Source organism: Exiguobacterium sp. UBA1053 (assembly GCF_002316465.1).
In the GTDB taxonomy this organism is placed as follows: domain Bacteria; phylum Bacillota; class Bacilli; order Exiguobacteriales; family Exiguobacteriaceae; genus Exiguobacterium_A; species Exiguobacterium_A abrahamii.
In genome coordinates this window covers 118,609-142,041 of record NZ_DCDO01000005.1, presented here as the reverse complement: position 1 = coordinate 142,041, position 23,433 = coordinate 118,609, and the positions used below count along the sequence as shown (strand labels likewise).

Genomic DNA, 23,433 nt, shown 5'->3' with positions numbered 1-23,433 from the left:
CTGCTTTTAGTATAAGGCAGAACATCTGAAAATGATGACCAGATGCGTTACACTAGAAAAAAAGATGAAAGAAGGGACAGTATGAAGCGTGTCTTAATGGGAGGAATTCGTTTTTATCAAAAAGTCATCTCTCCCATGAAACCAGCTACATGTCGATTCTATCCAACGTGCTCCCATTACGGTATGGAGGCGATAGAACGTCATGGTGCGGTAAAAGGTAGTTATTTGACGACGCGTCGATTGTTACGGTGCCAACCGTTCCACCCAGGTGGTCTTGACTTCGTTCCAGAACCCGATCAATTTAGTTGGAAAGCACCGCTGCAACGGGAAAATCCACGGGAGAAGGCGGAAGAAACGAAGGAGTAAGTCATATGAAGGTTCTCTCTTGTTTAATGAAGTAAGAACAAAAAAGGGAAGTATGTTACCGGACATTACCGATAACATACTTCCCTTTTTATTCTACTTACAGACCATCAAAGTTTGCCCGTTAAAAACTGTGCTTCGCCAAGACCGAAGCTCCAGTCGGCCGCATCATTTTCGACGATTGAAACCATCAAATCAGTCGGTGCGAGTCCGCAGTTTGCTTGTAAGCGTTCGGCGAGTAATTGGTAGAGACGTTGTTTTTTCTCTTCCGTCCGCGTTTTACTCGTCACACTGATGAGGACGATATCTTTACTCCGTTCAAACCCGAGACCTGTATCTTGAATGACCATCTCATGCGCTTTATGCGTGTGCACGATTTGATAACGATCGCGCTCCGGCACATCAAATGCTTCGACCATCGCATCGTGTGCGGTGTCGAGTAACGTTTTTAACTCTTCTTCTGAACGTCCTTCAATGACGTCGAATCGTAATAACGGCATGTGAAATCACTCCTTAACAAAATTATGTAGAGTAGGGGGAAAACCCTACTCATATATTACTCAAAGAATGGTTTGTATTGACGACGATCGTGCATGACAGACAACCATTGGACAGTCGAGAATTCTTCAAGTACCCACTCGCCGTTAAAGCGACCGAGCCCTGAATCTTTTTCACCACCAAATGGCATATGCGGCTCATCATTGACTGATTGGTCGTTGATGTGAATCATACCTGTCTCGACTTCAAGTGCAAAAGCAGTCGCGCGTTCGATAGAAGAACCATGGACAGCACCACTCAATCCGTATGGAAGTGAGTTTGCGATTTCGAGTGCCTCTTCATCCGTATCGAACGGGATGATGACAGCGACCGGTCCGAAGATTTCATTTTTAGCGAGTGGCATATCATTCGTAACACCAGTCACGACAGTAGGTGCGATGACGTTATCTTTTGCTTCGCCGCCGACACGAACGGTTGCACCCGCAGCTTTTGTTTTCTCGAGATCTTCAAGAATCCGTTCAACTTGTGATTGGTTGATGAGCGGTCCGACTTGTGTCCGATCATGTGATGGATCACCGTATTGTAGCTCTTTTACACGAGCGACGTATTTTTCGACGAATTCATCATGAATCGAAGAAGCGACGAGAATTCGGTTCGTCGACATACAAATTTGACCTTGGTGATAGAACTTACTGTAGACAGCAGATTCGACCGCACGATCGAGATCAGCATCATCAAGTACGACGAAGACGTTGTTTCCGCCAAGTTCAAGCGCTGTTTTCTTCAGGTGTTTACCAGCAAGTTCACCGATATGACGACCAACTTCAGTTGATCCTGTGAATGAAATCAAGCGTGGTACAGGATGTTCGACGATAGCATCACCGATTTCTGAACCGCGACCGACGATGACATTCAAGACACCTTTTGGCAATCCAGCTTTTTCAAATAGACTAGCAAAAATCAATCCGCCTGAAACAGGTGTGTCCGTAGCTGGTTTAACAACGACTGCGTTCCCGATAGCAATGGCAGTAGCGATCGACCGCACAGCTAAGTGGAACGGGAAGTTCCATGGACTGATGACACCGATGACGCCAAGTGCTTTACGGTAAATCCGGTTTTCCTTGCCTGGTACAACCGATGGACGAATTTCACCGTGCATCCGAAGTGGGAATGTCGCAGCTTCCTTGACGATCAAGACAGAAGCAAGGAATTCACCTTCCGCTTTGATGCGTGTACTTCCGGACTCTTTAATCAACCATTCGATAATCGTTTCTTTCTCCTCGTACAAGACTTTCAAGAAGTTTTCGATGAGACCTTGACGTTTTAAGGCAGGAACTTTTGCCCAGTCTTTTTGAGCGACTTGAGCCGCTTCATATGCGTCATCTAAATCTTGTTGATTCGCTGCAGAGATCGTGAAGAGTTCTTCACCCGTAAAAGGATTCGTGTTCGTCATGTTGCTGTCACTTGCGCCTGTGCGCCACTGACCGTCAATATAAATCTTCGTGAAATCTGTATGCAATGTTGCTTCGTTTTGTTGAGCCATATCATTTCATCTCCCATTCGTTTTCATAACAATTAAGTTATTCACGTTATGAAAAGAAGTAAAACACATCCGTGCACTTCGACCAAATTTATTGCTCAAAATCAGATAAGGAATGCTGGTTTTAAAGAGCTCTGAATCAGGAAAACAATCAATATAGTGCTATAAAAAGGAGGGATTTTATTTTGAAGAAGCTGAAAGTCCTGTCTCGAGAAATCAATTGGTGGTGGCCACTACTTTATGGGCTCATCGGTATAGGACTGACCGGGATCGTTATTTGGATCGATTCTTATGTATCGAAGTGGTTTCCCGTCACTTGGAAGACAACACTTGATTTAGCACAAGCGATTCATAGCTCAGTCTTCACAGGACTGCTCGCTATGATGACATTCACTTTCTCAACCATTTTGGTCGTCCTAACAACGTATTCTTCACAATTTTCACCGCGCACATTACCTAATTTTATTGAAAACCGACAAGTGCAACATATTTTTGGTATCTTCATTGGTGCTGTCAGTTATTCTATCACGATGCTTTTTTTCCTTCGACCTGCTTTGAAAATGAGCATCGTTTCTTCTGCTGTGGCCGTAATAGTCGTATTGATTTCGATTGCCGCTTTTGTAGCATTCATTCATATCGTTAGTCAGTCGATTCGCGTGACGACATTACTTGATCGATTACACGAAGAAGGGAACGAATTGTTAAAACGTCAAATCGAACATCTAGAATCAGGAGAACAGAAGATTACTGAAAGAAAGATGACGACAAATTATCCACATCTTATTCAGGCAACGCGAACCGGATATATTCAAGCAGTCGATTATGATGCTTTTGATCAGAAAGACCGCGTGTATATTGATCGAACGGTCGGCTCATTCGTAACAGAGGGAGAAGCCATCGGACGGGCAACTTGCCGGGATATCAATGAAAGTATCTTGATTGGGCCGACGAAATCTTCAGAACAGGATTTTGCATTCGTTCTTGAAAAATTAAGTGAAGTTGCTTTACGTGCTATTTCTCCAGGGATCAATGATCCAAATACAGCAAGACATGCGATTCGGATCATTGGTGACTTAATGCGACAGTATGCCGTAATACCAGATGGTGTGCTGGTTGTTGGCGAGGACAAGCAGCACGTCATCGTCCGGGAAACTTACCAACAATTGTTGTACACGACGTTTTATCAACTACGACATTATGGAGCAGAGGATATTTCGGTTCTCGCGACGATGCTCGAATCGCTTGGAACAATGAAGCGGCAATCCTTACCTGCTCACTATGAAACGATTCAACGGTTCATTCCATATATCTGTTCGGAAGTGCGTTTTGAAACAATGAACGACTGGGATCGAGATTTTTTAAAAAATCAAATCCATCGGGCGTTGAATGAAACTTTTGTCTCCCCTTCATCGTAATAAGGGCAAGAGAATCAAAAGAAGGGAGGGATAGAAAGTGACAATCTTGTTATGGAGTCTGATCGTCGTCTGTTTTCTAGTCGCTTTTGCAGGTCTCGTTTATCCGATCATCCCAAGTGCACCGATTTTAGTAGTGGGCTTTTTGATTTATGGATTCGGATTCGGGTTCTCTGAATTATCGATTAGTTTTTGGGTGATTCAAGCGATATTCATCATTCTCTTATTCACACTCGATTATCTCGTTAGCGCCTACACCGTCGATCGACGGGGAGGCTCACAAGCAGCTAAGATTGCGACGACAGTCGGATTGATTGCGGGACCATTTATTTTGCCAGGAATCGGATTATTAATTTTCCCGTTCGTCTTTGCCATCTTGACGGAAAAAATCATTAGTAAAAAGACATGGCAAACCTCGGTTTCAGTCGGGATCGGAACAGTCCTTGGTATCTTATCAAGTGCATTGTTAAAGGGAATCGCGATGTTACTCATGATCGTGATCTTTATTCTCTATGTCGTCTGATGAATTGAAATGATGTCTTCAAGTACACATTTTATGAAAGTTCCGTTATAGTATGAATATGAAAAAGTAGGGAAGCTTTGAAAGTTTGAAGCTTCTTTTTGCTGTAAACCACCAGATGCCTCGGCATCTGGCTTTATATTAATGGAGGTGAATCCCCTTTTTTCGGGGAAACGATTGGACAGTACACACTCAATGGAGACATTCGACACGACGACGATCATCATTCGACTACTCGTCATTGCACTACTCATCGTCTTAACAGCTTTTTTTGTAGCTGCCGAATTTTCGGTCGTCAAAATGCGAATGTCTCGAATCGATCAGTTGATTACAGAAGGAAGCAAGACTGCGAAAGTGGCGAAGAGGCTACTTGAGAATTTGGATTATTATTTATCGGCCTGTCAACTTGGAATTACCGTGACAGCGCTTGGTCTCGGATGGTTAGGAGAATCAACGGTAGGTGCGATTCTCGGTATGTTGTTCGAAGAAATTGATATTCCGAACTCCGTCTCGACGATCATTTCGTTCGTTCTTGCATTCTCGATTGTAACGTTTCTTCATGTCGTACTTGGAGAGCTTGCTCCAAAGTCTTTGGCGATTCAAAAAACGGAAGCCATCACGATGCTACTCGCGCCACCACTATATTGGTTCGGTAAAATCATGAAACCTTTCATCTGGACATTGAACGGTTCAGCACGAATCATTCTTCGATTGTTTGGCGTCGAGCCAGCGGGACACGAAGAAGTTCATTCTGAAGAAGAGATTAAAATCATCATGACACAGAGTTATAAGAGTGGAGAAATCAACCAGACTGAGCTTTCCTACATGCAGAACATCTTCTCGTTCGATGAGCGGATCGCGAAAGACATCATGTTACCGCGGACGGACTTAATCACGATTTCGAACGATGCATCGATGGAGGACATCATTCGCCTCGTTGAAGAGTATCAGTTCACACGTTACCCAGTAGCGGAAGAAGGAGATAAGGATAAAATCCTTGGCTTCATCAATGCGAAACAATTATTTACGGATCATATGGCGAACAAAGGAAAATCATTAAGCTATTACATCCACAACTTGCCGATTGTATCCGAATATTCGCCGCTTCAAGATGCCATGCTGAAAATGCAGGTGGAACGTACACCGATGGCACTCGTCATCGATGAATATGGTGGTACGGCTGGTGTCATCACGATGGAAGACATATTGGAAGAAATCGTCGGAGAAATCCGAGATGAATTCGATAAGGATGAGAAAGCAGATATCGAACAAATTCATGAGCGATTATACCGCATCTCAGGACGTGTCTTGATTGATGACCTGAATGAACGCTTTAGCTTAGGAATCGAAGAAGAAGACATTGATACGATTGGTGGCTGGGTCATGGCACAGGATACGGAAGTGTCGAGTGGTCAAGAATTCCGCTATCAGGAATACACGATCAAAGTCATGGAAGTCGATAATCATCAAGTGAAATCGATTTATCTTCAATTGCCTGATCAAGAAGAAACTGCAACAGAAGAGATTGGATAAGAAATAGAATGTGCAAGACGATGGACTTTGAGTTCATCGTCTTTTTTTGTCTACTAAAAAATGATTAGCTAAGGTGATAGACACCTCTTGTGTTTATCTCCCTCAGTGACGGGTATTACTGTCTATGTGGCAAAAAAAGCATTTTTTAATTCAACAGGAAAAGGGGTTTTCTATCATGTCAAACGTCATTCTTACTTCACGTGCATCTGCAGTCGGTGGTCGCGACGGGAAAGTCGCTTCAGACGATAACGTCATCAATCTCGATTTAGTCATGCCAGGAACAAAAGGCAAAGAAGACATTCCGACATCAAACCCGGAACAGTTATTCGCAGCAGGATATGCCGCTTGTTTTGATGGTGCCTATAATTTAATGGCGCGCCAAGCAAAAAAACGAGTCGAGACGCGGACGAATTCAGAAGTCAGCCTCTTACAGGACGAAGCGGATAACGGTGTAAAAATTGCAGCGAAACTCGTCGTCGAGGTCGTTGGCGTATCGCAAGAAGAAGCCGAAGATTTACTAGAGAAGACACACAATTTCTGCCCGTACTCGAAAGCGACACGTGGCAACATTGATGTCGATCTTTCTGTTAAAGTCGTCGATTCACTATAAGCATAATCGACGAATCATAAGGAGGGTTTTCCATGGCACCGAAAGAAACCGATCGTCCAAATGAAGAGTTTGAAGATGAACGGGATCGTCTGTCGGATAAAGAACGAAAACTGACAGAGGAGCAACAAAAGGAAATCCTAAAAGGAAAAGACGAAATGCCAGATGATACGGTCTCTCCACGAGATCGCGGAGAAGATCCGATTTAAATCAAACAACTTGGGGGATGAATCACATGTCTAAAAAAGTAGCCGTTGTACTCGCCGATCATTTTGAAGATGTAGAATTCACAGGACCGGTTGATGCATTAAAAGAAGCAGGGCACGAGATCACGGTCATTGGTGCTAAAAAAGGTGTAGAACTCGTCGGCAAACAGGAAGAGGCAAAAGTAAATGTTGATCTCTCGATTGATGAGACTTCAGCAGCAGACTACGATGCTCTCCTGATTCCAGGCGGATTTTCACCAGATTTACTTCGAGAAGACGAGCGTTTCGTCTCATTCGTCGAAGAATTCGATATGTCGAAAAAACCGATTTTCTCGATCTGCCATGGACCACAATTGATGATTAATGCAAAAATCGTCAAAGGAAGAAAAATGACAGGTTATAAATCAATTCGAATTGATTTAGAAAATGCTGGTGTGGACTTTGCAGATGAAGAAGTCGTCGTTGACGATAATTTCGTCTCAAGTCGTCAACCAGATGATATTCCTGCATTCAATCGGGAAATCGTAGCTAAACTCGGCTAATACCATGAAACGAAAAATCAGCACTGCGCTATCGCAGTGCTGATTTTTTTAGGGATTCTCTGGATAATCACAGAGTTCTGTAATGACGCCGTGTGAATGCCGAGGATTCATATAAATCAATCGTCGTCCGAACGGCGTCGTTCGATACGTATCTTCTAAAAATGTTAATCCTTGTTGTTTTGCTTCTTCAATCGCTTGATCTAAATTCTCTACACGATAAGCAATGTGGTGGACACCTTTCCCGCGTTGTTTCAAAAAACGAGCGATCGGACTATCCGGACTTGTTGGCGTCAACAACTCGATGTGCGCATCATCGAACTCGATGACCGCAATATTGGAAGCGACACCAGGCGCAGGATTCGAGTACTCTTTTGTTAAGATTCCTCCAAGTACGTTTGTATAAAATGAAATGGCTTCCTGCATGTCGCGAACGGCAATTCCAGTGTGGTCTAATTTCATATGATATCCTCCTTCTGTTCGCTTCAGTTTCCCAAAAACACTCCAAAGTTGCAACGATGAGTTACCTTCCAAATGTTTCTATTACATAGAAGAGGAAAGATTTATTTAAAATGAAATATCACTGAAATATTATGGAAGAGGAATGAATGCTATAATCAAAAACGTTCTTATAAAAAAGAAAAACTATTACAGAATTTAAATTTAACTTAAATACTCTACGATAAATCATAAAACATACACTACAGAAAAAGAGGGAATACTACATGAAAAAAACGTTCGCGTCGCTCATCGTTTCCGCACTGGTTCTTTCATCAGCACCTCATTTTGCAGCAGCTGACGATTTAAGTGAACAGAAAGCCAAGAACGAACAACAGCAACAAGACAATGCTAAAAAGCAAAAAAACTTAGAGTCTTCTGTTAATCAAGAAGGTCAAAAAATCTCTAAAACACAACAAGAAGTCAATCGACTAGACGAAGCGTTGAACGAAAAAATCTTTGCTGTCGAAACAAAGGATCGTCAAATCAAAGCAACAGAACGTGAAATCGTTGAACTTGGAAAAGAAATCGAGAAATATAAAGCGAAACTAAAACGCCAAGAAAAACTACTTGGTGATCGTCTTCGTGTCATGCAAGAGAATGATGGAAACTCAATTAAATGGGAAGAAGTCATCTTTGGCGCTAAAAACGTTGGTGATCTCGTAAGCCGTGTCATGGCAGGGAAATCCATTTCAAAACAAGATGATAAAATGATCACGGATTACCAGAATACGCAAAAGCAATTAGCGGATGCGCAGCAAAAAGTAAAAGAAAAGAAAGCGCAGTTGGTCGTTGAGAAAAAAGAATTAAAACGTCAACAAGCGGACCTTGAATCACAATTAAAAGAGCGGAACAAACGCTTAAAAGAACTACGTAAGAAAAAAGAAAAGTTCGAAACACAATTGATGGATGCAAAAGAAGTCCAGCAAATTTTGATCGCTCAAGAAAAAGCGATTGCAGCTGAAAAAGCAGCGCGTGAACGTGAAGCGCGAATCGAAAAAGAACGTCAAGCTCAAGCTGCACGTGAAGCAAAAGCACGAGCAGAAGCTGAAGCAGCGCAAGCAGCAGCTCAAAAAGAAGCAGAAGAGCAAGCCGCTAAAGAAGCGGCAGCTCAGCAAGCAGCACAAGAGAAGGCAGCGCAGTCAGCGAAACCTTCTGGTTCGACGAAACAATCGGCACCAAAACCATCTACACCAGCACCAACTGCGCCAGCTCCAGCGCCGTCAGCTCCAGCGACACCTAAACCGTCACCATCATCAGGCGGACTCTTCATTCATCCAACTGCTGGTGCTGTGACACAAGGGTATGGTTCTGCAGGCGGAGAAAATGGTTATACGTTCCATAACGGGATTGACTTCGGTGGTCCAGTTGGCACGCCAATCGTGGCAGCTGCAACTGGTACAGTCATTACAGCATCAGGTGGCGGACCTTACGGAAATCACATCATGATTGCTCACCAATTGAACGGGAAGACATATACGACAGTCTATGCACATATGAGTTCATTGAACGCTAGTGCAGGTCAACGCGTCAGCCAAGGTCAACAAATCGGAACACGTGGTAGCACAGGAAACTCAACAGGTCCACACTTACACTTCGAAATTCACGTTGGTGGATACAGCTACAGTGCAACAGGTCCAGCTAACTCAGTTAATCCAATGTCGATGTTTTAATCGTAAAGAATCGTTGCATATGCAACGGTTCTTTTTTTGTCATTTTCAAAAAATAAATCATATATTACAAAAAACCGTTTTCATTTGAAATGTAAATGAAATTTTTTTGAAACGATTACGGTGCTATAATCTATTTCAGATATGAGAGAAACTTGAATACTATAATAAAATATGAAAAAACATAAGTGAGGAAAACGATATATGCTAAAAAAACTAATTTCTACCATTGTTTTAGGAGCATTACTTATAACAGGAACACAACCGATCGCAGCAGCGACTATTAAAGAAAAAAAGGCTGAAAATGCTGCTGAACAACGTAAACTTGAAAAAGCGATCAAAAAACAAGAAGCTAAAATCTCAAAAGAGCAACGTCAAATCAATCAAATTGACGCAGCAATCAACGAAAAGATTTTCCAAGTCTCCGAAAAAAATAAACAAATTGAACAGTTGAACGTTCGAATCGATGAGTTAAAGGCTGACATCGTCCGTTACGAAGAAATGTTACAGAAACAGGAAGAACTACTCGGTGATCGTTTGCGAGTCTTCCAAGAGAACGATGGAAACTCGATTAAATGGGAAGAAGTCATTTTCGGATCGAAGGATTTAGGTGATTTATTCAGCCGTGTCATGGCGGGGAAAAAAATCGCTGAGCAAGACGATAAAATGATTTCGGACTACATCGCAACGCAACAAAAATTAGCAGAAGCAAAACAAGCGCTCGTTGAGAAAAAAGCGGAGCAAATGCAAGAAAAGAAAGTATTGATTGAACAAAAGAAAGCGTTAAAGCTTCAAATGAAAGAACGTAGTGCTACACTGAAGAAATTACGAAAAGGGAAGACGAAGTTTACGACAGAACTATTAGACGCAAAAGAACTTCAAGCAACTCTCGAAGCGCAAGAACGTGCAATTGCGGCAGCGAAGGCAGCCGCTAAAGCAGCGGCTGAAAAAGCAGCAGCGGAGAAAGCGGCAGCCGAAAAAGCCGCTAAAGCGAATGCTCAAGCAGCAAAACAAGCAGGTAAGAGTTCGGAATCAACTGATTCTGTTGCCCCGCCCGTTGTTTCGAGTGGAGGGAAATTCGTTCGACCATCTTCTGGTGGAGTGTCGCAAGGATTCGGACCAGCAAGCGGCGCGAATGGTTATACGTTCCACAACGGTGTTGATTTCAGTGGTTCGGTCGGGTCTCCAATCGTCGCTGCAGCAGCTGGAACGGTCATTACAGCATCAGGTGGTGGACCTTACGGTAATCATGTCATGATCTCTCACTTCCTCGATGGACAAGTGTACACGACTGTCTACGCACATATGAGTTCATTATCGGTTCGTGCAGGACAAACGGTCTCTCAAGGTCAGCAAGTCGGAACACTTGGTAGTACAGGGAATTCAACAGGACCACACTTGCATTTCGAACTACATGTCGGAGGCTATCAATACAGTGCTTCTTCTCCTCTGAATGCAGTCAATCCATTGGCATATCTGTAATCAAAACGGGCTTCGGCTCGTTTTTTTTTCTTCTCTATGCTACAGTTAAGGCGAAACGAATACTTGAGCAACTAGGGGAGCTGGAGGAATCCGGCTGAGAGGAAAACCAATCTGTTTTCGACCCTATTACCTGAACTGGATAATACCAGCGTAGGAAAGTTGAGCCGAACGGATACCGGAATGCGTGTATAACGCTTTCGTATAGCGTCGACTGCTTTTTTACAGCGGTCGACGCTTTTTTTGTCGGTCACGACTCCCTTACATTGCTCGATGGGAAGGTGAAAAGAACATGAAACACGTACTGACGATTGCAGGATCCGACTCCGGTGGTGGAGCTGGGATTCAAGCAGATTTAAAAACATTTTCAGCTTTAGGCGTTTATGGAATGAGCGTCCTGACAGCCGTCACGGCGCAAAATACGTTGGGTGTTCAAGCGGTGGAAGAGTTATCCCCAGAAATCGTAGATGCCCAGTTAACGTCGATTTTTTCAGACATTCGTGTCGATGCGATCAAAATCGGAATGGTCTCGAATGCGCAGACGATTCGTGTCATTGCTACACATCTCCGCAAACAGACAGTTCCGATCATATTAGATCCCGTCATGGTCGCTAAAGGTGGTCATGCCCTATTGAGGACGGAGGCTGAACAAGCATTGATTTCAGAACTTCTACCACTTGCGACACTCGTCACACCGAATTTACCGGAAGCGGAGCGTTTAACAGGACGATCAGTGACCAATCTAGAGGAAATGCGATTGGCGATGCATCAATTGGCTACACAGACAGGGGTAGTATTACTAAAAGGTGGACATCTCTCAGGAGCTGCGACGGATTTGTTGTTTGATGGGGAAGTGGAACACCGCTTCACATCGGAACGGTTAGACAATCAACATACTCATGGAACTGGTTGTACCTTATCTGCGGCGATTGCGGCGCGGATGGCGCTTGGAGAAGATTTAACAGATAGCGTAAGACAGGCAAAGAGCTATGTCACGGAGGCAATTCGTCATGGATTTGCCCTCGGACAAGGTATTGGACCGACACATCATTTTCATTCACTTTGGAGGGATACACATGTTTACGACCATTCTTGAACACAAACCACTCATTCACCATCTGACGAACACGGTGACGATCAACGACTGTGCGAACGTCACACTCGCTGTTGGAGCATCACCCGTCATGGCGGAAGATATTCGCGAAGTAGAAGAGATGGTTAGACTCGCGCAAGCCCTCGTCTTAAACATTGGTACGATCGATGCAGACATGCAAGCAGCTCAACGACTTGCAGCCCGTGAAGCGGGACGTTTGAATGTCCCGATCGTTCTTGATCCAGTTGGAGCAGGAGCAACGACATTACGTACTGCCTTTTCTAAAGAACTTATTGATCTCGGGTGTACGGTCATTAAAGGAAATGCTTCTGAAATCAAGACGTTACTTGGGGAGGATGGGCGAACTAAGGGAGTCGATGCTGCGGGAGATGCCATTATGGACCGAGAAAGCATTCGTGCATTCGCTCGCAAACACCAAGCTGTCCTCGTCGTGACAGGTCCGATCGACTATATCACGGATGGAACGCGCGAAATGGAATTACATGTAGGAACATCTCGTCTAGGGGACATCACAGGTACGGGCTGTATGACGGCTTCATTGATTGCGAGCTTCCTCGGTGCAGGATATACGGCATTTGAGGCGGCTGTTCACGGAACATTCGTCATGGGAAAAGCAGGAGAACAAGCAGCCTCCGCGCAAGGTCTTGGTGATTTTAAACGAGAGTTGTTCAATGCAATCAGCCTCATGACGGAGCAAGACCTGGTGGAGGTGACAGAACGTGTCAATTGATTACTCCATCTATGCAGTGACGGATCGTCGGTACCATCCTGGCGTCGCGATCGAGATGGTCGTTGAGGAAGCTGTTTTAGGTGGTGCGACGATCGTGCAACTACGGGAAAAAACCGCACAAGGAAAGGAATTCTACGATCAGGCAGTTCGGTTGAAAGCACTCACGGATCGCTACGACATTCCTTTGATCATCAATGACCGGATCGATATCGCATTACTCGTCGGAGCTGGTTTGCATATCGGACAAGAAGACATTCCTTTAACCGCAGCACGTCGCCTTTTACCAGATGCTGTGATTGGTGTGTCGGTAGCCACTGTTGCACAAGCGATTGAAGCAGAACGAGACGGAGCATCTTATTTAGGCGTGGGTTCTCTATTTGCGACGTCATCCAAAGCGGATGCTGATTCTATGTCGCACACGATGCTTCAGGCGATTCGGGAAGCCGTACGATTACCTTTAATCGGTATTGGTGGAATCACAGCAACGAATGTCTCCTCTCTGCCCATCCCGCTAGAAGGGTATGCCGTCATCTCAGAAATTTTTGCTAAAGAAGATCGGCAACTCGCTGCGCAGCAAATGACAGATGCTGTGCGTGAATGGCATCAATCACTTCAGAACAGGGTATAATCCGTTCAGAGGTGATTGTATTGAAATGGCAGACGATCCGTTTTCGCGGCTATTGGATTCGATATCGGTTAGAACCACAAATCATTCGAGTCGATAATCAGGGGATCTACCATCTAGGAAAAGTCTTATTTCCACATCCTAATCGTATATCTTATGAGATGGCCCTTTTATTGAAAGAAAAGTATGAAAGACGCTACAAACGTCCGTTGTATATTAAAACGAGCTCGATTGCGACGGAAATTTGGGGACATACTCATTTAGATATTTATTACCGGGCACTTCTTCGTCTACCGATTCCGACTCGGCTTCGTCAACGTTATACGAACCGATTAGAAAGCACGAAAATCATTGACATCGGCGTACGCGCTGTCGATCAAAATCGAATTGTCTGGGATATTGGAGATTACGTAGGAGGATGGTTCGTGTTTTGGCTCATTCGCAGACGAATGCGCTGAACTTGCAATGTCCCGTTTCTCATGGTGCAATATAGATAGAAACGAGGTGACGGACATGGACATTCCCCGTTGTGAAACGATTGCGATTGATGAACAACGTGCGTCTGAAATCGGACATATCGTTGATACGATTCCGACGCTTGAAATCGGAAAGCTATTTAAGATTCTTTCGGATGCGACACGACTGCGAATCGTTTATGCGCTGACGATCGAAGAAGAACTATGCGTTTGTGATGTCTCGGCTTCTGTCGACTGTTCGATCGCGACAGCGTCGCATCATCTTCGATCTTTGTTGAAACAAGGACTCGTCAAGTTTCGAAAAGACGGTAAAGTCGTCTATTATTCCTTGGATGACCATCATGTGTCATCGCTTGTACATATGGCGATGGAACATGTACAAGAGGGAAAAGCGATGCCTGAATGAGTCTTTAGAATAAACGAAAAGCGCAGCTTTAGCTGCGCTTTTCGTTTATTCTAAAGACGATTGTTCTAATCCTTTTGGAGCGAAGTGGTGGAAGAAAAAGACCGTGGCACTAATCAATAAAAAGGACAGGATGGAGAGAGCGAGACACATCCATTTATATGTAGCGATTAAAGTATCTGATTGTTGTAATTTGGCTTGAAGCGTTTTATACAAATCATCTTTCACACGGGATAAGTCTTCGAGAATCGTTTGAGTCGTCTGAGTCGATTGTCTAGCAAGACGTTTTGCGGCTGTTGGACTTTGACGTTCATAGACGACAAACACGCGTTCAATCTCGGACTCCCAGACATTGTTGCGGCGAAGGAGATCCTTAATCGTCCCTGGAGTAGTCGACGATTGGTTCAGACTATTGCGCAAATCATGGATTTTAGACGTTGAAAAGTAATATTGTTCGATATAACGATTATCTTCATACAATAAGAGACCACGAACCGCATTGGCACGATCTCGATTGTGTTCGACCAACTGATCTACCTGATTGATTAACGGTATATCATGATCCTTCATTTGCTCGGTCATCGTTGCAATCGTCCGATAACCGGATAAAGCATAGATGATCGGGATAGAGGCGAATAAGCTGATCAAGAAAATCAGCAGAATACGCTGACGCCAAAGAGAGTGCATGCAATCATTCCTTTAAATAAAAGACATGTCATAAGCTTAACTACTATCGTAAAAAAAGTGAAGCCTGTCTATTTTTTGAATAGGGATAATGACTGAAAAACTGAATAATACTAATAAAAAAGCAGGAAAGATGATGCAATACGAGAAGCTGTTCTAAGAAGATGAAAAAAGCACAGCTAAGCTGCGCTTGGTGTTAAAACGAATACGAATGTTCCTTGTAATTGCCGAAAACAGTATGGATTTCCGAAAATGTAACGAATGCATTCGGCTCGACAGAAGAGACGATTTCTTGCAAACGGACGATTTCGTTATTTTGAACGACGACATAGACCATTTTTTTCGTTCGGTTGGAGTATCCTCCACGTGCATCGAGAATCGTGACACCACGACCGAGTTCTTTTGTAATGACTTCATTGATTTCATCTGCTTTCTCACAAATGATGATACATTGCTTAGAAGCAGAATAGAAACTGTAAACCGTCTGAAGGGCTTTGGCGCGAACAAAGCTCATGATGAGAGCATACATAACGTGTTTAAGATCGAATACCCACCATACAAGGATGTAAATGACAAGATCTTGCATCAGAAATATACGAGGAAGTGGCCAGTTATGAAAACGAGCAAAGAAAAACTTTCCAAGAATATCAAGCCCTCCAGTTGAAGCACCACCGAAGAAGATCAATGCCATTGCAAGACCAGAGACTAGACCAGCAAAGATGGAAGCGACGAGCGGATCGTTTAGAGATTCCGGAACGATTTGAGTCGGGATCCAGTCAATTAAAAAGGAAGAAACAATGACAATAATTCCAGATAAGAACATGAATCGTTTGCGTAGGAAACGGAAACCTAAAAGGAAGAGGGGAATGTTTAAGAGCAATTGCGTTAATCCGATTGGCGTGTGGAAGAGCTCTTGAATAATGAGCGTGATTCCCATGATACCGCCTGATCCGATATCATTTGGGGATAGTAGTAGGCTGATGTAAAGGGAATACAGCAACGTACCAATGATTAAGAAACTGATTTTTTCAACTCTCTTTTTCTGTGGGTGTGTTGTAGTCATGGCAATATGATGAGTGACCTCATGCTCCTCCTTCTGTGAGTATCTGCCTGCAAGAGTACGCTCATATGCATAAAATTTCAACCCTTCTTATGAAAAAAGATGAAAAAGGGTACGTTTTTTTAGGAAGGTGATGAAAATGAAGAAAATGCTATGGATTCTTGGTTGTATCTGTTTAGGAGTACTGGTCGGAATTCGTCTTTTTGAACAACCCAATGAAAAAAATCAATCATCCATTTGGCATGATGGTGATCTTGTAGCGAGACAAGTGGGTGCCTCGATGATGAATACGGTAGCGGTTCGTCAATTAGCCGAACAACTTCCGTTCTCATCAGAATTAAAACAGGTAGATGTCGAAGGAGAATCGTTACGTCTTGCCTATGAAGTGACAGGAAAAGAGCGACAAGCTTGGATTGGTACCGACACCGGAACACTACAAGTGAATCAGGATTTTTTAAAGGCTCGGTTATCTAAAGTTCTGATGCATCATACGCTTGTTTTATTTTCAACGATTCCTGATTTAACCGACCTTGAAATTCACTACACGGATCCGTATTCAGGTGCAGATTTTACGATGGACCGGAAAACATTCGACGCCTACACTCCGACCGATATCGAACGAGCTACTTCATCTTCTAGACGCTTTAATCGTGTTGTCATTGATGGTTATGTACTCAATGCATCAAGACGAAATACTTTCTTTGAACGCTTCGCATCACGACTGCAAATCCAAACTAATTAGTTGTATAAAGCAAGAAAAGGCATTTTTCACAATCTCGACACAATGATATCGTTTACATCTCGTTCTTTTATAAAAACGATAAAACAGGTCTATTCAATACTTGAACATCTTTTAAGATGGAAGTATGATAATAAATGAACAAACATTGTGAAGTGTTGAACAAAAGAAAGAGAGGTTTCTACGATGAACGAGGTAGAAGCATTAGAAGGATTACGGAATAAAGCAATCAAGTCGACGCGCATGCTACAAATGCGTCCTCTCGAGTACTTAGTTCGTGCCATGCTAGCAGGGATTTTCATTGGATTTGCAATTATTTTTACCTTAAAAGCAATTAACGGTCTATATATGGCGGAGTCACCTGTTGCGACACTTGTCGGTGGACTGACTTTCGGAGTGGCGCTTGTCCTGATCGTTTACGGTGGGGCAGAGCTGTTCACAGGAAATACGATGTATTTCACGACGGCGACGATGCGTGGCTATACGACGAAGATGGATACGATGAAGGTCTGGTTGATCTGTCTAATCGGAAATGGACTTGGAGGATTAGCGTTTGCGCTACTCTTTTCCCAAACAGGAATCATACAAGAGCTTGGTATGAACAACTGGTTATTTTCTGTCTCAGAGACGAAGATCCACCATACGACGTGGGAAATCTTCACACGAGCTATCTTCTGTAACTGGATGGTCTGTTTAGCGATTTTCATTCCGAAAAATATGAAGAATGAATTAGCGCAAATCATGATGATGATGGTACTCGTCGCAGTATTCTTCGCATCTGGATTTGATCACGTCATCGCCAATATGGCATTGTTCTCCATTGCGTTAGTCGTGCCACACCCGGATACGATCACATTTGCAGGAGCGATGCATAACCTGTTACCCGCTCTAGCTGGAAACATCATTGGTGGAGCTGTCTTCATGGGAATGATCTATACGTGGTTGAATAAAGAAAAACTAGAGGTAGATGAATCACGTCAATCCACGACACCTGTTCATATCGCTTCGAAGCAAAACGCATAAAAAAGGGCAGCTGTTGCGACAGCTGCCTATTTTTATTCCATATGTTGAAAGCGATCGACGTCTGCAGCCAGTTCTTCATAAATCGTTTCGACGATCTGTGCGTCATCGAAGAGCCCGAGGACGTTATCGTCCGGTAAGGCGTCAACAGGAGACGTGAAGTACAGAACGGCCGTCAATAACAATTGTTCCTGCTCCGCATGCATTTCGAATTTTTTCTGATAGAGAGCACGAAGCATTTCAAGCAGTTGTTTTAATTGAAAATAAAGGACGAGTTCTGCCTCGCGTTCGATGTCCGAGCTTTCTGTAGACGCGATATCTTGCGTCAAGTGCGCAAGTCCGATTTCTGCTCGAACTAACAATTCTTGCTGTGCTTTTTCATCACCAACGAGGTCGAGTGCCTGTCGGTGAAAATACGTATAAGCCGATTTAAAATCGCCGGGTGTGAATTCCATGGTGATGCCTCCTTCTCTTCTCTTTCTAGTTTCGCCTTATTTCTTGCAAAATTGCAACTATTTCGTGAAAATAAAGATACAAGAAAGGGGATTACATAATGCCGACACAAGCAGAATTACAACAATACGCGTCTTTAGCCGTGCGTACGGGAATTAATCTACAACCAGGACAACAACTCGAGGTGCGTGCAGGAATCGAAAATTTGCCGCTCGTTCGTGAAATCACGCGTGTCGCCTACGAAGTAGGAGCTACGCAAGTGTATGTACAATGGTCAGATGATGAGATGACGAAAATCCGTTATTTCGATGCACCGGAAGAGTCGTTTGATACGTTCCCGGATTGGTTAAAAGCACGTTACGACCAACTGGCAGAAGAAAAGACAGCGTTCTTATCGGTCGTCAGTGAAGATCCAGATTTATTGAATGGCGTGGACTCGAGCCGAATCGCACGTGCGAATAAAGCAGCCGGTGTCGCTCTTGCTAATTGGCGGAAGTTCGTCATGAGTGACAATGTCAGCTGGTGTGTCGTAGCAGCACCTTCTGAAAGCTGGGCGAAGAAAGTATTCCCTGATTCAGAGAATGCCGTTGAAGAGCTCTGGTCAGCTATTTTGAAAGCAACACGTGCCGATCAAGCGGATCCGGTCGCTGCATGGGCGGATCACGATCATAATCTGCGTTCAAAAGCAAAATTCCTGACAGAGAAGAAATACAAAACATTGCACTACACAGCTCCAGGAACAGAATTATCAATCGAATTACCAGAACGTCATGTTTGGTTAGGTGGCGGTGGTCCGAATGCAGATGGTGTTGATTTCATCGCGAATCTGCCGACAGAAGAAGTGTTCACATTGCCGAAAAAGACAGGAGTCAACGGACACGTCTCAAGCACAAAACCACTTAGCTATAGTGGGAACTTGATTGATGAGTTCACACTCTGGTTCGAGAACGGAAAAATCGTTAAAGCGGAAGCAAAACAGGGTCAAGAAGCATTAGATGACTTGATTTCACTTGATGAAGGTGCACGTTATCTCGGAGAAGTTGCGCTCGTACCACACCGCTCGCCGATTTCTGACTCGGGTATTCTATTCTATAATACATTGTTCGATGAAAATGCTTCATGCCACTTAGCGATTGGTCGTGCATACTCGACGTGTCTCGAAAATGGTCCAAGCCTTTCAGCAGAAGAACTAGAAGCACAAGGCGCGAACGACTCGATGACGCATGTCGACTTCATGATTGGATCAGCGGATCTATCGATTGAAGGAGAACTTGCAGACGGAACGCGTGAATCAGTCATGCGTGACGGAAACTGGGTAATATAAACTATACAATATAGACTGACTTTATAATTAGAGGGAAAATTTAGAATTAATTAAATAAAATTTACATGATGAATAGTTTAAGTATACTTTTATATTTATTTAGGTATACAAAGTGATTCCGACACAATGTCGGAATCACTTTGTTATAATCAATATTTCTTTTAATTTTGATTTATATATTACTTTTTTATTAACTGAGATAATATTAAAAGGTAATATTGTATATGAAGTCACGTAGGTTTAATTTTTTAATTGGGCTAACCTAAATTTTTGAGACAATATAAAACACCTTAATGAATCTCAAATCAAAACATGGATGAGATGGTATCGCTCTGACAAACATTATCGATTTGATCAGCCGATTGGAAAACAATATACCTATGGACATGGTTCAGATTCTGCGAATGAAGATGACAAGAAAGAACGACAAATGTCTCATCAGGAGATGGAAAACGAGATCTTAAAAAAGTACATGGAGATCGAAATAGAGTTGAGAAAGAAGTAGTCATAAAAATTGTAAAGTTTCTTCAGGGGAAGTATACAATCACCGCCATTCTTAGCGCTTGGAGTGTACAAAGAGCAAACTATTACCGTTGATTAAAAAATCTGCGAAAGCACCCTCGGTGCTCGAAAAAGCCATCATTGGACTAAGTAAACAGATGAAGTATCAAAATATGCATCTAAAAATAAAAGCATTATTACAACAAATCTATCAATTGAAAGCCAATCGGAATACCGTACAGAAAATCATACAGAAACACCATCTCCAATGTCGGATCAAGCCGAAACGAAGGTGGAAGTCTCAAGGTGAGCGCATTATAATGGCACCGGATCTTATCAAACGTGACTTCACAGCAAGTAAACCGAGTCAGAAGTTGGTGACGGATATCCAATATGGCAATACGACGAAATATCTTTCAATTATCATGGACTTATTCAATAACTAAATCATTGCCTACAAGTTATACGAGCATCAACAAACGCCTCTTGTGATCGAGACGTTGAATATAGCGCTTAAGAATCGAAACTATCCCGAAGGGATCATCCTTCATTCGGATCAAGGCAGTATCTATACGTTATATGCCTTTCAAGAATTCGTTAAGAGAAATCACATAACAAGTAGCATGTCTCGTAGAGGAAACTCTTGGGACAACACAGTTATCGAATCATTCCACTCTAATTTAAAATCCGAAGAGTCCAGTACGTCAAATTTAACTAGCTAAGAGACCATGAGGTCTCTGAACGCGTTATTAATTACTTAAACTATTATAACGAAGAATGAATCTCCAAAAAATTAGGCTACCTGATACCGAAAAAATACGGTGTACTGGCAGCCTAATCAAGGTGTTTTATATGTGTCTTATATTGCTAGGTCAGTCTAAATTCAAGGGTTCTTTTTGTAAATAAGATGAATTTTATACTAGTATTTATTTTTTGCGTGTATAAAATGCGCTACATCATATGTTTTAGCGATGATAGATAGCAATTAAGATTTTATAAGTCGATTTTTTTCTCCTCAGTGTAAATAATCTCTAAAAATATAAATTTACTGTTTAAGAGATATAATGGTATTAAAAGAAATTACTATAAAAAATTAATTTTAAATATATACAAAGGCATTTTCAATGCATTTTTTATAATTAAAGAATAATATGAATAATTATTTAAATTTTTAACAATTTATTTATAATAAAAAAGTGAAATATAATTTTATTTTTTTTATGTAAAAAAAGAAAAATAAAATTAAATTTGTTATTTTATGTTGAAAATGGTTTTTTTTTATAATATTATTATTTCCAGAAGGAGGTGAAAAATATGACATATTCAGTAAATAAACGAGCAGTTAGCTTCGGGGTACTTCTCACAGCAGGAATGATTTTATTAGCTTCTTACGCTTTCTTACTTGGTATGCTTCCTGAAATGAACCTTGTTAAAGAGTTCAATTTATCAGTAGTAGTAGCTACTCAAGTTTTAAGATGGCTTGATGTTATCTCTTGGGGAGTTACTTTAGTAGCCTTGATCGGTTCTATTGGAACTGGTGGTGCTTCTCTTATTGCAGCAGCTGGTTCAGCTGGTGTTAAAAAGTACTTAACTGATTTGGTTAAAGAAAAAGGTAAGAAAGCTGCAATCGCATACTAAATTTATTTTTTTGTAAAATATAAGAAGAGACTGTTTATTTTTCAGTCTCTTTTTATATTTTCTATAGAAAAAGGAGTATATTTTGAATATTTTAAGTTTGTTTTTCATAGAGTTTAAATTAAGGTATATTACTCAATATTCGTCTATACTAAATAGATTTTCAGTCACTAAGAATATTTCGAATGTATGCTGGATTTTAATCAATATCTTAATTAAAGTATTGACCGGAGTAGTCTTTTATTTCTCGATAGGCTTTGCTGTGAATAATCATTCACACAAGTTTTTATATTCACTTGCTATTTTCTTAATGGTTTCTACTTTACTAAAAGCAATATCATCTTATAAAGAGGCAGCTGTACTCAAATCAAGCATATATGTATACAGTCCGTTGTCGACGAGGAACGTATACAATATAAATATGATTTCTATGATGATTTGGTCATTGTTTGGAAACATTAGCATTTTATCTATGTTTATTATCACTAGTTTCAACATTTTTGGAGCGTTTTTTGGAGTGTTAGTTTCTTTCAATCTGATCTTACTTTTAACAGCAATTTTCATGGCTGTTAATAAAGTAACGACATTGTATTTCGTAAACAAAATTAATAAACCAATCGGAATAGTTCGTTTAATGTTTTATATCACGTTTTCAATTGTTTATTTTACTATCGGATATAAATTGGTGGATATATTAAAACACCCTTTTTACATAATCAGAAGCCAAATTGCCACTACGAAAACATTTATAGATGATGTTTACGCTAAAAAGGTGACTATGGATTTGTTAGATTCATTTATTAATCCATTATTTGGTGCCATCAATAAATTTTTCTCGCTAATTGATCAACTCGGTATATTTTCGTTATCATCTTTATACTTAACATTTTTGTTACTAGCTGTTAATTTATGCGCATTGATAGTTAAGGGAACAACGAGTGTTAATAGATTGTCGTTCTCTATAGAGACCAAATATGATTTTCTGCACTATGCTTCATTGTTTTATGAGTATATCAATAGGAAATTTTTTAAAAACGAACTACTAAGCTTTGAGATAAAATTACTAGAAAGAGAAAGATTTTTAGTTTCACCTAATTTTTTTCAATTAACAATTTTTACGTATGAATCAATATTTTTTATGGGCTTATTTTTTAATATTTTTATTACATCTACAAGTGGAAATCTGAGTTATTTACTGTTCACAGCATTGTTGTTATTGATTTTGTTTAACCACTGTTTTGAACTAAGGACGGAGAATCCTCAATTATTTTTATTAGGTGCCAATAAAGAGAAAGTTTTACTATTTAGATACTCAGGAATAGGAACTTATGCGATATATAAGAGTAAAATTCTATTAATGTACTGTTTACTAATAATACCAGCTTTTTTATTACTTTTGATTAACATTATTCTAATATCGTATAACGTAGTGTACATCTTTGGACTTTTTCTTTTAGCTATTACGTTTGTTATGGTACCGATTGTTCAAATGTGGGCTAGTTCATTTTTGATCAAAACTGATTATGCCTCTTATGTAGACATTGGAAATACAGAAGAAGAGGAGATAATTGAAAAAATACAGGCGATACCGCGAAGAATACTAGTTTTACCACTTTTGTATTTGTTATATGGAATGCTTTTTATTCGTATTCCGGAAGACATATTAGGATTTCTATTTTATTTTTATTTAGCTTTCTATCTCTTGGGAACAACTTCATATTTACTGTTTTTCGCGAAGCATGCAAAAGAAAACATTAAGAAATTTGATTCTAAAAATATAAGGATGTAATTATGAAAAGTTCTC

The 23,433-nt window shown here is 41.3% G+C and carries 27 protein-coding genes, 1 pseudogene and 1 riboswitch; of the genes and pseudogenes, 22 read left to right on the top strand and 6 right to left on the bottom strand.

Features of this window, described 5'->3' with window-relative positions; all coding sequences use genetic code 11:
• The first annotated feature begins 81 nt into the window (after positions 1-81).
• A complete protein-coding gene (yidD, locus tag B3G15_RS04850) occupies positions 82-366 on the top strand; it encodes a membrane protein insertion efficiency factor YidD (protein ID WP_023467166.1) in 285 nt (94 codons plus the stop codon).
• Between the two features lie 107 nt (positions 367-473).
• On the opposite strand, the gene B3G15_RS04845 is transcribed toward yidD, so the two are convergent.
• Both B3G15_RS04845 and B3G15_RS04840 read right to left on the bottom strand, forming a co-directional pair.
• The gene (locus tag B3G15_RS04845) at positions 474-863 is read right to left on the bottom strand and encodes a tautomerase family protein (RefSeq protein WP_029340806.1); all 390 of its coding nucleotides are present in this window, start codon (positions 861-863) and stop codon (positions 474-476) included.
• Between the two features lie 56 nt (positions 864-919).
• Positions 920-2,404, bottom strand: a complete 1,485-nt coding sequence (locus B3G15_RS04840) for an aldehyde dehydrogenase family protein (RefSeq protein ID WP_023467170.1) — start codon at positions 2,402-2,404, stop codon at positions 920-922.
• Between the two features lie 182 nt (positions 2,405-2,586).
• Between B3G15_RS04840 and B3G15_RS04835 the strand changes: the two genes are divergently transcribed.
• The 6 genes from B3G15_RS04835 to B3G15_RS04810 all read left to right on the top strand — a co-directional run bounded on the left by B3G15_RS04835 (position 2,587) and on the right by B3G15_RS04810 (position 7,221).
• Positions 2,587-3,816, top strand: coding sequence for a DUF2254 domain-containing protein (locus tag B3G15_RS04835; protein ID WP_214858927.1), 1,230 nt, complete (start codon positions 2,587-2,589; stop codon positions 3,814-3,816).
• A gap of 37 nt (positions 3,817-3,853) precedes the next feature.
• Positions 3,854-4,336: a DUF456 domain-containing protein gene (locus B3G15_RS04830; protein WP_023467174.1), complete on the top strand. Its 483-nt coding sequence runs from the start codon at positions 3,854-3,856 to the stop codon at positions 4,334-4,336.
• Between the two features lie 192 nt (positions 4,337-4,528).
• Positions 4,529-5,866, top strand: coding sequence for a hemolysin family protein (locus tag B3G15_RS04825; RefSeq protein WP_290716454.1), 1,338 nt, complete (start codon positions 4,529-4,531; stop codon positions 5,864-5,866).
• 175 nt (positions 5,867-6,041) lie between these two features.
• Positions 6,042-6,476: an organic hydroperoxide resistance protein gene (locus B3G15_RS04820; protein ID WP_023467178.1), complete on the top strand. Its 435-nt coding sequence runs from the start codon at positions 6,042-6,044 to the stop codon at positions 6,474-6,476.
• Positions 6,477-6,508: 32 nt separating this feature from the next.
• Entirely contained in the window at positions 6,509-6,682 is a 174-nt protein-coding gene (locus B3G15_RS04815; RefSeq protein ID WP_023467179.1) for a hypothetical protein, read from the top strand.
• 26 nt (positions 6,683-6,708) lie between these two features.
• Positions 6,709-7,221 carry a type 1 glutamine amidotransferase domain-containing protein gene (locus B3G15_RS04810; protein ID WP_290716447.1) on the top strand — a complete coding sequence of 171 codons (513 nt, stop codon included), beginning with the start codon at positions 6,709-6,711 and terminating at the stop codon, positions 7,219-7,221.
• A gap of 48 nt (positions 7,222-7,269) precedes the next feature.
• Here the strand turns inward: B3G15_RS04810 and B3G15_RS04805 are convergent, their stop codons facing one another.
• Positions 7,270-7,680: a VOC family protein gene (locus B3G15_RS04805; protein ID WP_223041347.1), complete on the bottom strand. Its 411-nt coding sequence runs from the start codon at positions 7,678-7,680 to the stop codon at positions 7,270-7,272.
• Between the two features lie 263 nt (positions 7,681-7,943).
• Here B3G15_RS04805 and B3G15_RS04800 point away from each other — a divergent pair, with 263 nt between their 5' ends.
• From B3G15_RS04800 to B3G15_RS04770, 7 genes are all read left to right on the top strand, one after another.
• Entirely contained in the window at positions 7,944-9,389 is a 1,446-nt protein-coding gene (locus B3G15_RS04800; RefSeq protein ID WP_290716442.1) for a murein hydrolase activator EnvC family protein, read from the top strand.
• 201 nt (positions 9,390-9,590) lie between these two features.
• Positions 9,591-10,868 (top strand): murein hydrolase activator EnvC family protein, encoded by a 1,278-nt coding sequence (locus B3G15_RS04795; protein ID WP_195865892.1) that lies wholly within the window; start codon positions 9,591-9,593, stop codon positions 10,866-10,868.
• 63 nt (positions 10,869-10,931) lie between these two features.
• Positions 10,932-11,042: riboswitch (TPP riboswitch) on the top strand.
• Positions 11,043-11,157: 115 nt separating this feature from the next.
• On the top strand, positions 11,158-11,961 hold the full coding sequence (thiD, locus tag B3G15_RS04790) for a bifunctional hydroxymethylpyrimidine kinase/phosphomethylpyrimidine kinase (protein ID WP_290716435.1): 804 nt from the start codon (positions 11,158-11,160) through the stop codon (positions 11,959-11,961).
• Entirely contained in the window at positions 11,942-12,709 is a 768-nt protein-coding gene (gene thiM / locus B3G15_RS04785; protein WP_290716432.1) for a hydroxyethylthiazole kinase, read from the top strand. The genes thiD and thiM overlap by 20 nt, the downstream gene beginning before the upstream one ends.
• Positions 12,699-13,337, top strand: coding sequence for a thiamine phosphate synthase (thiE, locus tag B3G15_RS04780; RefSeq protein WP_223041351.1), 639 nt, complete (start codon positions 12,699-12,701; stop codon positions 13,335-13,337). The genes thiM and thiE overlap by 11 nt, the downstream gene beginning before the upstream one ends.
• Before the next feature lie 170 nt (positions 13,338-13,507).
• Entirely contained in the window at positions 13,508-13,792 is a 285-nt protein-coding gene (locus B3G15_RS04775) for a hypothetical protein (RefSeq protein ID WP_231884728.1), read from the top strand.
• Positions 13,793-13,847: 55 nt separating this feature from the next.
• A complete protein-coding gene (locus B3G15_RS04770) occupies positions 13,848-14,216 on the top strand; it encodes an ArsR/SmtB family transcription factor (RefSeq protein WP_050678101.1) in 369 nt (122 codons plus the stop codon).
• Between the two features lie 45 nt (positions 14,217-14,261).
• On the opposite strand, the gene B3G15_RS04765 is transcribed toward B3G15_RS04770, so the two are convergent.
• Positions 14,262-14,900 carry a CHASE3 domain-containing protein gene (locus tag B3G15_RS04765; protein WP_290716419.1) on the bottom strand — a complete coding sequence of 213 codons (639 nt, stop codon included), beginning with the start codon at positions 14,898-14,900 and terminating at the stop codon, positions 14,262-14,264.
• A gap of 193 nt (positions 14,901-15,093) precedes the next feature.
• On the bottom strand, positions 15,094-15,960 hold the full coding sequence (locus B3G15_RS04760) for a YitT family protein (protein WP_290716416.1): 867 nt from the start codon (positions 15,958-15,960) through the stop codon (positions 15,094-15,096).
• Between the two features lie 136 nt (positions 15,961-16,096).
• On the opposite strand from B3G15_RS04760, the gene B3G15_RS04755 reads away from it, so the two are divergent.
• Together B3G15_RS04755 and B3G15_RS04750 are read left to right on the top strand one after the other, a co-directional pair.
• The gene (locus tag B3G15_RS04755) at positions 16,097-16,699 is read left to right on the top strand and encodes a hypothetical protein (RefSeq protein ID WP_290716413.1); all 603 of its coding nucleotides are present in this window, start codon (positions 16,097-16,099) and stop codon (positions 16,697-16,699) included.
• 183 nt (positions 16,700-16,882) lie between these two features.
• Positions 16,883-17,719 (top strand): formate/nitrite transporter family protein, encoded by an 837-nt coding sequence (locus B3G15_RS04750; protein WP_023467197.1) that lies wholly within the window; start codon positions 16,883-16,885, stop codon positions 17,717-17,719.
• 32 nt (positions 17,720-17,751) lie between these two features.
• Here the strand turns inward: B3G15_RS04750 and B3G15_RS04745 are convergent, their stop codons facing one another.
• Positions 17,752-18,171 carry a YkvA family protein gene (locus B3G15_RS04745; protein ID WP_023467198.1) on the bottom strand — a complete coding sequence of 140 codons (420 nt, stop codon included), beginning with the start codon at positions 18,169-18,171 and terminating at the stop codon, positions 17,752-17,754.
• Positions 18,172-18,269: 98 nt separating this feature from the next.
• On the opposite strand from B3G15_RS04745, the gene B3G15_RS04740 reads away from it, so the two are divergent.
• From B3G15_RS04740 to B3G15_RS04725, 6 genes and pseudogenes are all read left to right on the top strand, one after another.
• Complete coding sequence (locus B3G15_RS04740; RefSeq protein ID WP_290716395.1) at positions 18,270-19,493, top strand: aminopeptidase; 1,224 nt, start codon at positions 18,270-18,272, stop codon at positions 19,491-19,493.
• A gap of 292 nt (positions 19,494-19,785) precedes the next feature.
• Positions 19,786-19,885: pseudogene (locus B3G15_RS15980) on the top strand (transposase); the annotation flags it as partial.
• 429 nt (positions 19,886-20,314) lie between these two features.
• A complete protein-coding gene (locus tag B3G15_RS04735; protein ID WP_290716392.1) occupies positions 20,315-20,440 on the top strand; it encodes a hypothetical protein in 126 nt (41 codons plus the stop codon).
• Entirely contained in the window at positions 20,441-20,716 is a 276-nt protein-coding gene (locus tag B3G15_RS15975; RefSeq protein ID WP_414651113.1) for a DDE-type integrase/transposase/recombinase, read from the top strand.
• 592 nt (positions 20,717-21,308) lie between these two features.
• Positions 21,309-21,632, top strand: a complete 324-nt coding sequence (locus tag B3G15_RS04730; protein ID WP_290716389.1) for an uberolysin/carnocyclin family circular bacteriocin — start codon at positions 21,309-21,311, stop codon at positions 21,630-21,632.
• A gap of 559 nt (positions 21,633-22,191) precedes the next feature.
• Positions 22,192-23,418: a hypothetical protein gene (locus B3G15_RS04725; protein ID WP_290716385.1), complete on the top strand. Its 1,227-nt coding sequence runs from the start codon at positions 22,192-22,194 to the stop codon at positions 23,416-23,418.
• The last annotated feature ends 15 nt before the right edge of the window (positions 23,419-23,433 follow it).

Bases quoted from the DNA above. Each gene is read 5' to 3' on its own strand.
- B3G15_RS04750 (WP_023467197.1), top strand. From the start codon at position 16,883: ATGAACGAGGTAGAAGCATTAGAAGGATTACGGAATAAAGCAATCAAG.
- B3G15_RS04800 (WP_290716442.1), top strand. From the start codon at position 7,944: ATGAAAAAAACGTTCGCGTCGCTCATCGTTTCCGCACTGGTTCTTTCA.
- B3G15_RS04820 (WP_023467178.1), top strand. From the start codon at position 6,042: ATGTCAAACGTCATTCTTACTTCACGTGCATCTGCAGTCGGTGGTCGC.
- B3G15_RS04760 (WP_290716416.1), bottom strand. From the start codon at position 15,960: ATGACTACAACACACCCACAGAAAAAGAGAGTTGAAAAAATCAGTTTC.
- B3G15_RS04745 (WP_023467198.1), bottom strand. From the start codon at position 18,171: ATGGAATTCACACCCGGCGATTTTAAATCGGCTTATACGTATTTTCAC.
- thiD (WP_290716435.1), top strand. From the start codon at position 11,158: ATGAAACACGTACTGACGATTGCAGGATCCGACTCCGGTGGTGGAGCT.
- B3G15_RS04740 (WP_290716395.1), top strand. From the start codon at position 18,270: ATGCCGACACAAGCAGAATTACAACAATACGCGTCTTTAGCCGTGCGT.
- B3G15_RS04755 (WP_290716413.1), top strand. From the start codon at position 16,097: ATGAAGAAAATGCTATGGATTCTTGGTTGTATCTGTTTAGGAGTACTG.
- B3G15_RS04815 (WP_023467179.1), top strand. From the start codon at position 6,509: ATGGCACCGAAAGAAACCGATCGTCCAAATGAAGAGTTTGAAGATGAA.
- B3G15_RS04765 (WP_290716419.1), bottom strand. From the start codon at position 14,900: ATGCACTCTCTTTGGCGTCAGCGTATTCTGCTGATTTTCTTGATCAGC.
- B3G15_RS04795 (WP_195865892.1), top strand. From the start codon at position 9,591: ATGCTAAAAAAACTAATTTCTACCATTGTTTTAGGAGCATTACTTATA.
- B3G15_RS04735 (WP_290716392.1), top strand. From the start codon at position 20,315: ATGGCACCGGATCTTATCAAACGTGACTTCACAGCAAGTAAACCGAGT.
- B3G15_RS04725 (WP_290716385.1), top strand. From the start codon at position 22,192: ATGGCTGTTAATAAAGTAACGACATTGTATTTCGTAAACAAAATTAAT.
- thiM (WP_290716432.1), top strand. From the start codon at position 11,942: ATGTTTACGACCATTCTTGAACACAAACCACTCATTCACCATCTGACG.
- yidD (WP_023467166.1), top strand. From the start codon at position 82: ATGAAGCGTGTCTTAATGGGAGGAATTCGTTTTTATCAAAAAGTCATC.
- B3G15_RS04770 (WP_050678101.1), top strand. From the start codon at position 13,848: ATGGACATTCCCCGTTGTGAAACGATTGCGATTGATGAACAACGTGCG.
- B3G15_RS04730 (WP_290716389.1), top strand. From the start codon at position 21,309: ATGACATATTCAGTAAATAAACGAGCAGTTAGCTTCGGGGTACTTCTC.
- B3G15_RS04845 (WP_029340806.1), bottom strand. From the start codon at position 863: ATGCCGTTATTACGATTCGACGTCATTGAAGGACGTTCAGAAGAAGAG.
- B3G15_RS04805 (WP_223041347.1), bottom strand. From the start codon at position 7,680: ATGAAATTAGACCACACTGGAATTGCCGTTCGCGACATGCAGGAAGCC.
- B3G15_RS04810 (WP_290716447.1), top strand. From the start codon at position 6,709: ATGTCTAAAAAAGTAGCCGTTGTACTCGCCGATCATTTTGAAGATGTA.
- B3G15_RS04825 (WP_290716454.1), top strand. From the start codon at position 4,529: ATGGAGACATTCGACACGACGACGATCATCATTCGACTACTCGTCATT.
- B3G15_RS04840 (WP_023467170.1), bottom strand. From the start codon at position 2,404: ATGGCTCAACAAAACGAAGCAACATTGCATACAGATTTCACGAAGATT.